At 32.6% G+C, this 13024-nt stretch carries 14 protein-coding genes; 8 read left to right on the top strand and 6 right to left on the bottom strand.

Going from position 1 to position 13024, the window contains the following annotated elements; genetic code table 11:
- Window positions 1-242: 242 nt before the first annotated feature.
- Together B5X64_RS18995 and B5X64_RS18990 are read left to right on the top strand one after the other, a co-directional pair.
- Window positions 243-1538 carry a T9SS type A sorting domain-containing protein gene (locus B5X64_RS18995; RefSeq protein ID WP_079466743.1) on the top strand — a complete coding sequence of 432 codons (1296 nt, stop codon included), beginning with the start codon at window positions 243-245 and terminating at the stop codon, window positions 1536-1538.
- A gap of 199 nt (window positions 1539-1737) precedes the next feature.
- On the top strand, window positions 1738-3012 hold the full coding sequence (locus tag B5X64_RS18990) for a T9SS type A sorting domain-containing protein (RefSeq protein WP_079466742.1): 1275 nt from the start codon (window positions 1738-1740) through the stop codon (window positions 3010-3012).
- Between the two features lie 201 nt (window positions 3013-3213).
- Here the strand turns inward: B5X64_RS18990 and B5X64_RS18985 are convergent, their stop codons facing one another.
- The 6 genes from B5X64_RS18985 to B5X64_RS18960 all read right to left on the bottom strand — a co-directional run bounded on the left by B5X64_RS18985 (window position 3214) and on the right by B5X64_RS18960 (window position 7948).
- Window positions 3214-3504: a putative quinol monooxygenase gene (locus tag B5X64_RS18985; protein ID WP_079466741.1), complete on the bottom strand. Its 291-nt coding sequence runs from the start codon at window positions 3502-3504 to the stop codon at window positions 3214-3216.
- Between the two features lie 81 nt (window positions 3505-3585).
- Entirely contained in the window at window positions 3586-4470 is an 885-nt protein-coding gene (locus B5X64_RS18980; protein WP_079466740.1) for a sulfite exporter TauE/SafE family protein, read from the bottom strand.
- 26 nt (window positions 4471-4496) lie between these two features.
- Window positions 4497-5738, bottom strand: a complete 1242-nt coding sequence (locus B5X64_RS18975; RefSeq protein WP_079466739.1) for a sulfate adenylyltransferase subunit 1 — start codon at window positions 5736-5738, stop codon at window positions 4497-4499.
- Window positions 5739-5827: 89 nt separating this feature from the next.
- Window positions 5828-6736, bottom strand: coding sequence for a sulfate adenylyltransferase subunit CysD (gene cysD, locus B5X64_RS18970; RefSeq protein ID WP_079466738.1), 909 nt, complete (start codon window positions 6734-6736; stop codon window positions 5828-5830).
- A 25-nt stretch (window positions 6737-6761) separates the two neighbouring features.
- Window positions 6762-7454, bottom strand: a complete 693-nt coding sequence (locus B5X64_RS18965) for a phosphoadenylyl-sulfate reductase (RefSeq protein ID WP_079466737.1) — start codon at window positions 7452-7454, stop codon at window positions 6762-6764.
- Window positions 7455-7540: 86 nt separating this feature from the next.
- Window positions 7541-7948, bottom strand: coding sequence for an RrF2 family transcriptional regulator (locus tag B5X64_RS18960; RefSeq protein WP_066678035.1), 408 nt, complete (start codon window positions 7946-7948; stop codon window positions 7541-7543).
- A 141-nt stretch (window positions 7949-8089) separates the two neighbouring features.
- Here B5X64_RS18960 and B5X64_RS18955 point away from each other — a divergent pair, with 141 nt between their 5' ends.
- From B5X64_RS18955 to B5X64_RS18925, 6 genes are all read left to right on the top strand, one after another.
- On the top strand, window positions 8090-8518 hold the full coding sequence (locus tag B5X64_RS18955; protein ID WP_079466736.1) for a DUF4268 domain-containing protein: 429 nt from the start codon (window positions 8090-8092) through the stop codon (window positions 8516-8518).
- A gap of 483 nt (window positions 8519-9001) precedes the next feature.
- Window positions 9002-9820 (top strand): DUF2314 domain-containing protein, encoded by an 819-nt coding sequence (locus B5X64_RS18945; protein ID WP_079466734.1) that lies wholly within the window; start codon window positions 9002-9004, stop codon window positions 9818-9820.
- Between the two features lie 23 nt (window positions 9821-9843).
- The gene (locus B5X64_RS18940; protein WP_079466733.1) at window positions 9844-10596 is read left to right on the top strand and encodes a YwqG family protein; all 753 of its coding nucleotides are present in this window, start codon (window positions 9844-9846) and stop codon (window positions 10594-10596) included.
- 338 nt (window positions 10597-10934) lie between these two features.
- The gene (locus B5X64_RS18935) at window positions 10935-11681 is read left to right on the top strand and encodes a hypothetical protein (RefSeq protein ID WP_228419024.1); all 747 of its coding nucleotides are present in this window, start codon (window positions 10935-10937) and stop codon (window positions 11679-11681) included.
- Window positions 11668-12306 (top strand): ABC transporter ATP-binding protein, encoded by a 639-nt coding sequence (locus tag B5X64_RS18930; protein WP_079466731.1) that lies wholly within the window; start codon window positions 11668-11670, stop codon window positions 12304-12306. The genes B5X64_RS18935 and B5X64_RS18930 overlap by 14 nt, the downstream gene beginning before the upstream one ends.
- Window positions 12307-12326: 20 nt before the next feature.
- Window positions 12327-12839, top strand: coding sequence for a ClbS/DfsB family four-helix bundle protein (locus B5X64_RS18925; protein ID WP_079466730.1), 513 nt, complete (start codon window positions 12327-12329; stop codon window positions 12837-12839).
- Window positions 12840-13024: the final 185 nt, after the last annotated feature.

The raw sequence follows: 13024 nt of genomic DNA, 5'->3' as shown, positions 1-13024 counted from the left end.
TCGACAAATATAGTGCTTTATTTAGAATAAGTAAAAATAATTAAAGTTTTATAAAGTGATATTTTTAATATTAATAATGATAACTGAATTTTGAAAATGATAACTTATTTTTAAATAAAAATGCTAAGTATTTAATATAAATGGATTTGTAAAAATAAAAACAAGATAAAAATCATTGTTTTATTTAGAATAATTAAAAACTAATTCTTAATTTTGCATCATATTCAAAAATAATAGAAAAAATGAAATTAAAATTACTTTTTACAGGATTAGTTTTTTCAGCTTTCGCAGCAAACGCTCAAGTAGCAACTTTAAATGAGAATTTCAACAATTTTAATACAGGAAATACAACTTTCCCTCAAAATAGTTGGTCTGCAGTGCTTCCTCCAATGAATACTCCACCGAGTCCACCGCCACCAATGATGATTGTTTATGCAGAAGCAAGTGATGCCAGCAATAAATATGTTTCATCCTATTCAGGAGGTAATAAAGATACTCCGCAGTATTTAGTTTCGCCACAGATTGTTGCACCGGCAGGAGATAAGACACTTTCATTCAAAGCAAGAAGAAGTTCACAAAATGTTGCTGGAGTAATTGTTCAAGTTGGTTTGGCATCAAACCCTACAGATATGACAACTTTCGTTGCAGTAGGAGCGCCAGTTACACTTTCTGAAAATACTTATCAGACCATCACAAGAGTGATCCCAAGCTCATCTTCATCTTATATTGTTTTTAAAACGGTAAATGCAGTAGCCCTTACACCGCATACTGCAACAGATTTTGATGATATTGTTTATGACACAACTCCGGTCGGCACAATCAACGAAAACTTTAACTCTTTTGTAGCAGCTACTACTACTGGTCTACCGCAGAATGGGTGGAATAAAGTTATAGCAAACTCAGCGATCAATGTATATGTAGCACCTAATAATGGAAGTAATACAGCTCAATTTTATGCAGCAAATTCGCCAGGAACACCTTCATATTTAGTTGCTCCAAAAATTGTTGCACCAAACGGAACTAAAAAAATTCAATTTACGGTAGGTGCATCATCCAATTCTGGTGGTAGCTCTACCATCGAAGCAGGTATGGTATCAAACCTAACAGATATGACAACATTTACTTCTTTAGGTGCACCAGCAACTATCGCTGTGGGTTCTTCTCCACAAACATTTACTCTAGATGTACCAACTTCTACGAAACAATATATTGTATGGAAATTTACGGGAGCGGCAGCACATTCCGCAGCTTATGTAGATGATGTAACTTATGATGTACTTGCTTCTTTGGGAACATCAGATGTAAAAACGAATACAAACGCTTTCAAATTTGTGATTAATGCAAATAATGAAATTCAATTTGTAGGTAAATCAAATGTAAGATCTGTAAAAGTTTATTCAGCATCAGGAAATTTAGTTGCACAAGGAGCTGCTAACAACAATAGATTTGATGTTTCTTCTTTAGCTACTGGAGTTTATGTCTTCACATCTGAAGATGATAACAAAACAGTTTCTCATTCAAAATTCATTAAGAAATAATTGATTTTCAAATATATTCTAAAAAAGTTGATTACAATTTGTAGTCAACTTTTTTTTATTAATAGTATGAATAACAATCGATTATCAATAAATTTCATCTAAAAAAAAGCTAAAACATGATATTTATCTTGTTTTTATTTAGAATTATTAAAAATAATTCTATAGTTTTGTAGAACAATTCTAAATAAGGAATAAGGTTATGAAAACAAAACTATTATTGGGGTCTCTTTTTGCACTAACAGTTCAGCAAACTATCTTGGCACAAGTTGACGCAAACGGATATACTACAGTAAATATGTCTATGGGTGCAAGTTATCAAAATCGTGTATTTTTTGATTTAAGCACAAATAATACAGTTACACAACCTGCCAATACATGGGATGTTGCTTTTTACAGAAATGCTACTTACGGATACGGAACAAGAATAAATGATGCACTTAACATAAAAGTATATGAAGCTTCTAATAATCTTTCCAACTGGGATAATATCAATATAGCAAATCTTTCTTCATGGGGAGCGCCATTATATAACCCTGATCAAACAACTGCATTAGAAGACGGAGCTTTTGAACAAGGCTCTGCGCCTACAGGATGGGGACAGTATAACGGAGGCAATCATCACGTTGAGGGAAAAATTATTTTTGTGATTCAATATCCTGATAATTCTTACATCAAATTTGCGATTGAAGATTATTATGGAGGTTATACCTTTAAATATTCTAAATGGAATGCGACTACTTCTACATGGGGAACTACCGAAACAAGAACGTTAGCAAATGGTACTGATGATGCTTATTTCAATTATTTTTCTTTTACAACGGGCGCAAAAGTAGAAAATATGGAACCTCCAAAAGTTAATTGGGATTTGATGTTCACAAGATACTATACTTTTTACATGAACTATATGATGTATCAAATGTCTGGAGTTCTTCAAAGTCCGACTGTGAGCATTGCCAAAGTACAACCAGAAACTCAAGCAACTGCTACAGCTACAATTCCGGTTTCAACAGCATTTTCTAATAATATTACAACGATAGGTCATTCTTGGAAACCAACTTCTGGTTTTTATAACGATGTAGTGTATTATATTAAACAAGGTTCAGAGTACTACAGAATGTATTTTATTTCTAATGAAGGAACTGCTACTGGGAATATGTATTTCAAATACAAAAATATTACCTCAACTTTAGGTATTACGGAAGTTAGCAAAAAAGCAAGTTTTGGAATCTATCCAAACCCGACTACAGCTGATAAAAAAGTGACTGTTTTATTTGATGTAAAAGAAAAAGCAAACAACAAAGGAAGTGTTGAAGTTTATGATTTAACCGGTAAAAGAGTTTATAATGCTGAACTTAGCAATCAAACTGGTTTCTACAAGCAAGATCTTAATCTATCTCATCTTGCATCCGGAAATTACCTCGTAAAAATTACTTACGGCGGAAAAACGGAAACCAAAAAACTTATTGTAAAATAAGAAACATGAAGAAGTGAATTTGCTTCGAAGTGAATTGTTAATAGTCAATTTTAAATTCACCATTGACAGTGAAGCTAATTGACCATTCACCACAAAATTAATACTTTCTATTTTTTCTAATAAAAAGGCAGTTTCAAGAATGATGAAACTGCCTTTTGACTTTTCTAGCAATTAGCAATTAGCAATTAGCAATTAGCAAAATTAATAGATCTTAAAACCCTTATAAACCTGTGTGGTTTCTTCCAGTATTTTAGAAGCATTTTTTCTGAAATCCATTAGATGATCTGTTCCGTTGTGCTGGTTGTGATGCTCTACACTTTCCCATAATTCGATCAGGAAAAAAGTCCCTTTGTTATCTTTGTCTTCAATTAGATCATATTGCAGACATCCATCTTCTTTTCTGGTCTCTCTTACCAAGGTCTGAAACAGCTCTACAGCATCCATTAAGTTGTTTTCTTTAAATTTGAAAAGGGCAACGATATGTAAATTCATGTATTATTTTTAGGCAGTAAATGTAAATTATTTTTGATTTTAATTGAATTCAAATTATCCTAAATTTTTCACAAAAAAATTCTAAAAAACCGATTTATAAATTGTAATCGAGCTCATCACAATCACTAAAGTTCCGATGATAATAAACATATTTTTTACAGGAAGCTTTGCGGTAAGCATTGCCGAAAATGGTGCAGTAATAATTCCACCAATTAAAAGCCCTAAAATAATATTCCAATGTTGAATTCCTAAGGTTAAAAAGAAAGTTACTGCTGCAGTAACGGTCAAAATAAATTTTGCCACCGTAGAACTTCCAACGGCAAATCTTGGTGTGAAACTGTTTTTAATTAAAGTTCCGGTTACTAAAGGACCCCATCCTCCACCGGCAAAAGAGTCGATGAAACCACCAATCACTCCCAATCGGGTAAGATTTGTTTTTTTCTTTAAAGCTTTATTCTGTTTAGGTTTAAAAGCATTCGATAAAATCTGGATTCCAAGATACAAAGTGTAAAAAGAAATCACCGTTTTTGTAATTTTCGAATAATATTCACCGAGATAAGTCAACGAAACGGCTCCAATAATTGCTCCGATAATCGCAGGAATCGCGAGCTTTTTCACCAGGCTTTTACTCACATTTTTCAGTTTAATGTGACTTATACTTCCCGCGGCTGTTGTAAAACTTTCAGCAGAATGTATACTTGCACTTACTGCATGCGGAGGAATTCCCAGAAATAAAAGTGTTGTGGTACAAATTACACCATATCCCATTCCCATTGATCCGGCGACAATTTCAGCAAAAACTCCTACCAAAAGCATCCAGTAAAAAATGTAATTGTCTTTGGCAAGAATAATTTCAAGTTCATCCAAATATCCTAAGCTGTACATCGACAGAAATGTGATTGCCAAAACTGCAATTGTAATCAATAGCAGATTGAGCCTGAACTGAACTTTTTGTGAAATTACCATATCATCAAGTATTTTAAATAAAAAAATTATAAGATCATCACCGCTCCAACGGTAGAATTGCTGGTTTCATCAATCAAAATGGCATTTCCGGTTGACTTGCTTTCTTCAAAACTGTCAAAAACCAAAGGCGATGCTGTTCTCAATCTTACTTTTACTACTTCATTAAGTTTAATGCTTTCGGTAATTGGAGTTTGTTCTAAAGTATTAACATCAATTTTATATTCAATTTCTTTGATGATGGCTTTCAGAGTCTTGCTTTTATGTTGGATAAAATATTTGTTTCCTTCGTTCAGTTCTTTTTTATCGAGCCAGCAAACTACAGCTTCCAACTCATTTTCAACTTTCGGCTGTTGATTGGTTTTTACTAAAAAATCTCCACGGCTGATGTCGATATCATCTTCCACATGAATCACGGCAGGCTGATTGGTAAATACTAAATCTACTTCCTGACCTCCTGTCTCAATTTTGGAAATTTTAATCTGAATATTTTGAGGAAGCACCGTAATTTCATCTCCTTTTCTGTAAATTCCTGAAATCACCTCTCCTGCATAACCTCTGTAATCATGCAGCTCATCAGTTTGTGGACGAATGACGTATTGCACCTGAAATCTCGGATTTTCTTTTTCCTGATTTTCATTGATTTCCACATTTTCCAGGAAATCTAGAAGTGTTGAACCTTGATACCAATCCGTTTTCTCAGATTTTGAAACAATATTATCACCATTAAAAGCCGAAATCGGAAAATAATTAACGTTTTCCAGCTTCAGTTTTTTGGCAACCAATTCATACTGCGCTTTTATATCATTAAAAATTTCTTCAGAATAGTCTACCAAATCCATTTTATTGATGGCAACCACGACATTTTTCATCTTTAATAATGAAGCAATGATAGAATGTCTTCTGGTTTGTTCAATGACGCCTTGTCTCGCGTCAATCAAAATCACAATCAATTGTGAATTGGAAGCTCCTGTAATCATATTTCTGGTGTACTGAATATGTCCCGGTGCATCCGCAATGATAAATTTTCTTTTTGGAGTCGAAAAATATCGATACGCCACATCAATGGTAATTCCCTGCTCTCTTTCGGCTCTTAATCCGTCAGTCAAAATCGCAAGGTCTACTCCGTTTTCGTTTTTATTTTTTGATTGTTTTTCCAGCGCTTCAAGCTGGTCGATCAATATATTTTTGCTGTCGTAGAGAAGTCTTCCGATCAACGTACTTTTGCCGTCGTCTACACTTCCTGCTGTTATAAATCTTAATATGTCCATAAGTTTATTTATTAATGATAATTGATCAATGATAAATCATCTGAGCTTTCGCTTAAAAATCATTTATCAACTATCGTTTATCATTTATATTAAAAATAACCTCCTTTTTTTCTGTCTTCCATTGCGGCTTCCGTTACTTTGTCGTCAATTCGGGTTTCACCACGTTCTGAAATTCGGGAAGCAGTAATTTCATTCACAACCTGATCCAAAGTTTCGGCAGCGCTTTCAACTGCAGCAGTACAAGTCATATCTCCTACCGTTCTGTAGCGCACTTTTTTATTTTGAATCTGATCATTCTCATCAATCTGAATGAAGTCTGATACCGCAATTAATTGTCCGTCATACTCAATCACATCACGATCGTGCGCAAAATAAATCGAAGGCAGCTGAATATTTTCTTTTTTGATATAATTCCAAACATCGAGTTCTGTCCAGTTTGAAATCGGGAAAACTCTTACATTTTCGCCTTTGTTGATTCTTCCGTTATAGATATTCCATAATTCCGGGCGTTGAAGTTTCGGATCCCATTGCCCGAATTCGTCACGAACAGAAAAAAACCTTTCTTTTGCTCTGGCTTTTTCTTCATCTCTTCTTGCTCCGCCAATACAGGCATCAAACTCAAATTCTTCAATGGTATCTAATAAAGTATGCGTCTGTAACCAATTTCTGGAAGCAAATTTCCCTTTTGGTTCGGTTAAATTTTTAGCTTTAATGGTATCTTCTACTTTTCTTACGATCAGTTCTGCACCAAGACTTTCGGCAAAATAATCTCTGAACTGCAATGCTTCAGGAAAATTGTGCCCCGTATCGATATGTACAAAAGGAAAAGGAATTTTCATCGGAGCAAAAGCCTTTTTCGCCAGATGAACCAATGTAATAGAATCTTTTCCACCGCTGAAAAGCAATGCAGGTTTCTCGAACTGAGCTGCAATTTCGCGCATGATATAAATGCTTTCGGCTTCCAGTTGTTCGAGATAATTTAGTTTGTAGTCACTCATTATTATTTGAAAGATTAAATTAAAATTAATGTGAATGCAGACCGCATTCTTTTTGTGAAGTTTCCCACCACCATCTTCCGGCTCTTGGGTTTTCGCCTTCTTCGATGGCTCTTGTGCAAGGTTGACAACCTACACTGATGAAACCTTTTTTATGTAAAGACAATTCCTGAACTTTATGTTGCTCTAAGTATTGTAAAACATCCTGATAAGTCCAGTTAATCAATGGATTGTATTTGTATAATTTCCGGTCTTCATCCCATTCCAGAATAGGTATATTTTCCCGGTTTTCAGATTGTTCAGAGCGTAAACCTGTAATCCACACTTTAGCGTTTTCCAAAGCCCGGTTCAATGGTTTTACCTTTCTTATAAAACAACATTCTTTCCTGTTCTCAACGGAATGATAAAAGCCGTTAACACCTTTTTCCATCAAATATTTTTCAACGTCGGAAGATTCGGGGAAATAAACTTCAGTTTTCTTTTGATAACGCGAATTATTTTTTGAAAGCAAATCGTAATGCTCATAGAAAAGTCTTCCTGTATCTAAGGTGAAAACTTTTATCGGTAAATTATTTTTGAAAATAGCATCTGTAATAACCTGATCTTCCTGACCAAGCGAGGTTGAGAAAACAATTCCTTCTGAGAATTTAGAGGAAACAAATTGTAATCCGTCCTCCAAAGTAAGCTGCTGCAAAGTATCTATATCCTCTTTTGAAAACATAATTTTCTGTTTGATACCAGCAAATATCCAACAAAAATATTATCCTACCAAATAAGTAGACTTATAAAATCGAAATTATGATTTAATTAATCTATTAAATCAAAAAGTGTTTTTTCTTCTAAAATTTTAAGTGAAGCATCTCTCACTTCAATTAAAACATCGTGTAAACTGCAGTGATCTTCGTTACAATCTGCACATTTTTCGTAAAAATTAAGACTTACACAAGGAAGCATAGCAATAGGACCATTCACCAGACGAATGATTTTTGCCAGTGTTACATTTTGGGGATTTTCTTTAAAAAAATAGCCACCACCTTTTCCTTTTTTACTGTCGAGGATGTCTGCTTTTTTAAGCTCTAGCAGAATATTTTCAAGAAATTTCAGCGGAATTTTCTTGTTTTCTGCAATTTCAGAAATAAGAACGGGGCCTTCATTTCTCTTTTCTACAAGATATGAAAGTGCCTTAAAAGCATATTGAGATTTTTTTGACAGCATTACAGCAAAAATAGGAAAAAAAATATTGAAGAGCCAAGGCAAAAGCTAAAAGTAAAAATGGTGACTCAAAAAACATTTTTTTTCATTTGTTTCTTTCTACTTTTTACTTGGCTCTTTTCACTTTTTACCTAAATTTGTCTCATGTTCAGTAAAGAAGAAGCACAGCAATTAAAAAAAGAATTTTGGACGGCTTTCGGAAAATCATTTCCGAGAAAATGGCTTTTATATAATACTAAGATCAAGGATTTTTCATTTAAATTTTATGCCGACAAGAAAAAAGCAGAAGTTTCTTTAGATATTGAAATGAAAGATGAAGTTTTCAGAGATGCTTATTACAATAAAATCTGGTCGCTTGAAGACATCCTAAAAGATTTTATTGGTGATTTTCACAAAGAAGAATTTTATACTTTAGAAAACGGAAAAGTTATCAGCAGAATTTGGGTAGAAAAAGAAGGAGTTTCTGTGTTCAATAAAAATACATGGCGGGAAGCTTTTGAGTTTTTTGTCGAAAAAATGGATGGCTTTGAAAGGTTTTATTATGAGTATGAGGATTTTATAAAGGATGTTTAAAATTTTGTTTGAGATTTTTTTAAGCCTTATTTAGAAGACGAAATTAAAAAAGATAACATTAATAAAAATCTTTTTGTTGATGTTGAAGAATTCAATGCCTCAAAAAGTAATTTACAGGCTCCTGCCATTTACGAGCTTGGTGGAATTGGCAGACTAAGTATGAATCAAACTTATGATGACATAAAAAATCTTGATAAAAGAAGGAAATTTGTAGGCTTGCCGCCTCTATATTCTGAGCATTTAGTTTACCAAACACACCTTTTCCGAAGGATATCATTATAATTCTGAAAATCTGCTGAAAGATCTGGAAAATTTATAGTTATTAAATTTTTATTAAAACATAATTCAAATTAAACTTCTGTTTAAATATTTTCCGTATTTTAGTTATACCAAATATATCATTACGTATTTATTCATAAAGCTTTTCAGTAGAATACGCTATGATATTAATTAAAAATAAAATCACAAAATTTTTATAATACAATGGAAAATAACTCGTTTATTTTTACGGACGGAAGAGACCCAAAAATGATTGAAGCGTATAAAAAAGCGCAGGAAACCTTTAAATATTTCTGGAGAGAGCAGTCTTGGGAATACAGAAGAATCATCCCAGGATTGAATCTTGCCTGTGTAAAAGCTTCATTTTCAGAAATAGATCCCGATGGAAAAAAAATCGTAGAACATATGTGGATCAATGACATCAATTTTGATGGCGATACGGTTAGTGGATATCTCATCAACGAACCCAATGATTTGACCACCATACAACCCGGAGATTATTTCGAAATTCCTTTAAACGAAATCAGCGATTGGCTTTTTGCCATCACTCCAACTCAAAAAAAAGCAAAAGGTTTTTCAAAATTATTTTCTTCATCTTCAGAGAGTATTCCCAAAGCTTATGGCGGATTTACCATTCAGAAAATGCGTAGAGATATGTCTGAGTCTGAAAGAAGAGATCATGATGAAGCGTGGCAACTCGATTTTGGAGATTTTAATGAGATTGAAGTCGTTAACGAACAAAAAGAAAAGCCTGAAAACCTTATCGAACATCCGATGAGCAAAAATATGAAACAAGATTTTGTGAAATTTTTGGAAGAATATCCAAACGAATTAACCAATATTGATGAAAACGGATTTACAATTCTTCACCGAGAAACAATTGCAGGAAATTTAAGTTCTGTAGAAGTTCTGCTCGAGGCAGGAGCTGATAAAAGTTTAAAAACAAATAAAGGAAAATCTGCTTTAGATTATGCTAAGCAGCTCAATTGGGAGCATCTAATTCCTGCTTTCGAACAAAACTAATAACTTCTCAAACCAATAACAAAATGATACCAGAGTTTCTTAATGAGTTTAAAACTCAACTTGAAAAATATAAACTTGAAACGATAAAAATTTCTGCTACCCCTCTTGAAAACGAAGAATCTCTTCAAGTTTTTGAAAGTAAATTTTTAGGGAAACCTTATCTCCCAAAAGATATGGAATACCCTAAAGACAAAGAAAATAAACCGATGGTTCTTTGGGCGCAAATCAATTTTGCTGATTTTCCGGTTCTTGATGGTTATCCCAATCAAGGAATACTTCAGTTTTTCGTATCTCCAGAATGGTTTGATATGGATGATTACAAAGTTGTTTTTCATGATACTATCAGTGAAGAATTTAAAACAGATTTTTCTTTTTTAACAGAAGAAGCCTATGAAGAATCGCCTATTTATCGTGAACATAAGCTTGATTTTAGTAAAGAAATTGAATATGGAAGTTCTGCAGATTTTCGATTTGACATGAATTTTAATAATCAAGATTTTTGGAATTTTCAAGAAACCCTTACCGATAATGAAAAAGAAGAAGTAAATGGAATCATTGATGGAACAGGTCATAAAATAGGAGGTTATGCCTATTTTACCCAAGCAGATGTAAGAGATTACGACCAAAATCTGAAACAAGATTTACTTTTATTGCAAATTGATACCGATGATGAAATTATGTTTGGAGATTCTGGTGTTGCCAATTTCTTTATTAACCCAGAAGATTTGAAAAACAAACGATTTGAAAAAGCTTGGTTTAATTGGGACTGTTGCTAAGAAAAAATAAATTTTAAGAGAAACTTTCGGGTTTCTCTTTTTTTGTTTTAAAACTTAAATTTTCCTTATTGGGTGATATTTAAAATCGATTTTTATATCTTTGAAAGCTTATAAAATGGTTTAATTCGCTAATTTTAAATTATTCAGATTGTTTTAATGTTAAAATAATTTCATTGCATAAAATTTATCAGCATTTTCACTTTAGATTTAATCAGAGTTTTAGGATTTTTAATTTTAATCCCAAAGTCAGTTTACCTATTTTTTTGGTTTTTGGAGCATTGATGATTGTCAAGTTTCCGCAAACTTTTTTTTATCCGCTCCTCTATTTTTCAATCGTATTGATCTTTCATATCAACAGGAAAGATATTCCGTTTCTTAAAAAAACATTTATTGGCAACTGGAGACTCATTATTTTCCTGGAATCTGCGTTTATTTACGCGCTTTTTCTGATGGCAAATATCAATTATAAGATTGAAAAATTTGGTTTACTGGCGTTTGCGGCAATCATTTCATTTTGCTTTTTACAGCCTAAATCTAAACCGTTCCCTACTCTGCAATGGAATTTCATTTCCAATAATCTTTTTGAATGGAAAAGCTACATGCGCAAAAATACATGGATGTTTATTCTTACCTACCTCATTCTCCTACTTTCTGCTTATAACCAAGCGAGTTTAATCTTATGCGGAGTTTTTCTTTTAGATTATCTCTCCCATGTCTACGAAAATAATGAGAACAAAGAAATGCTTGAGGTTTATTTTAAGAAGATTAGTTTGAAAGAAAAAATTCATAAGAATGTTGTCTTTTTTAATGCGCTTCTTTTGCCAACTTATATTGGTTATTTAGTTTTAAACTTTAATGAAAGCTTATATCTTCTGTACTATATTTTCTTTATGAATTGTTATTTTTTATTAATTCTCACCAGAAAATACAAGCTTTATCATCATCACGAAAAAGCCAATTATTTCAGTATTGCAGTGTTTATAGAATATTTTGTGTACAGTATGTTGATTATTCCTGCATTCATTATGATCCGCTTAAATATAAAAGAAGCACAACAAAACATCAGCAAATATGTTGGAAATTAAAAATATATCGGTCAGTTTTAAAGATAAAAATGTTCTTCAGAATTTGAATCTCGAAATTGAAGAAGGCATTATTTTAGGTATTCTTGGAAAAAACGGAGCCGGAAAAACGACATTGTTTGAATCTTTATATCAAAGCCAAAAATACAATGGTGAAATTTTGTGGCAAAACCAAAAACTTCTTCGTAAAAATATCTCTTATCTTGAAACGGAAAATTATTTCTACCCTTACATTACAGGAAGAGAATATCTTTCTTATTTCTCAAAAGATAGACTGCCAAAAACGATAGAGCTTGCCGAAAAATTTCAACTTCCGTTAGATAAATTTGTACAATATTATTCGAGTGGAATGAAAAAGAAACTGGCTTTAATCGGAATGTTGATGCTCGATAAACCTATTAATATTTTAGACGAACCGTTTAACGGAGTCGATTTTGAAGGCGTTCATTTATTGTATGACATCATCCGTGAATTGAAGCAAAGCAATAAAATGGTGATTATCAGTTCGCATATTATAGAAACACTTTTTCATACTTGTGACCGAATCGTTACTTTAGAAAACGGGCTCATCAGCAATATTTTTGAAAAATCTGAATTTGAAAAACTGAATCATTTTAAATTTGTTTAAATACTCATAACTTTCAATAAATGGCAATTCCATGCAATAAAGAAGAATTAATCATTGCGATTGAATCGAATTATAAAAAACTGAAGGCAGAACTAGACTCAATTCCTAAAGACTTGAGCGATGTAAAAACTTTGGAAGGTCATTCTAAAGGAAATTTAATGTCGGTAAATAATCTTTTGGCTTATCTGGTTGGTTGGGGCGAATTGGTTTTAAAATGGAATTCAAAAAAAGAATTGAATGAAATGGTTGATTTTCCCGAAACCGGATTCAAATGGAATGAACTTGGGAAGCTCGCACAGAAATTCTATCAAGATTACCACAATGAAGATTTCAGTCAGTTGAAATTAAAACTTAGTTCCACTGTAGAAAAAATTCTTCTTCTAATCAATTCAAAATCAAATGATCAGCTTTACGGAATCAGTTGGTACGAAAAATATACTTTAGGAAGAATGATTCAGCTTAATACTTCTTCGCCTTATGCGAATGCGAGATTGAGATTGAGGAAATGGAAGAAAGAACAAGGTTTTAAATAATTCTCTCGCAGATTTTGGGAATTAAGCAGATTTAAAGATATCGGTAAATTTCAGAAATCAAATAAATTTATAAAGCCTAAGTAAATTAAACGTCAGTTCGATTTCTATGACATTTGCAAGTTGTTTTCATACACAGAATTGTTTTTAATTAAAGCATAAACTCTGTGTATGATTTTATTTCTAAT

The organism is Chryseobacterium balustinum (assembly GCF_900168205.1).
Classification (GTDB): Bacteria; Bacteroidota; Bacteroidia; order Flavobacteriales; family Weeksellaceae; genus Chryseobacterium; species Chryseobacterium balustinum.
The sequence above is the reverse complement of the archived record's forward strand: the minus strand, read 5'-3'. Positions and strand labels throughout refer to the sequence as shown.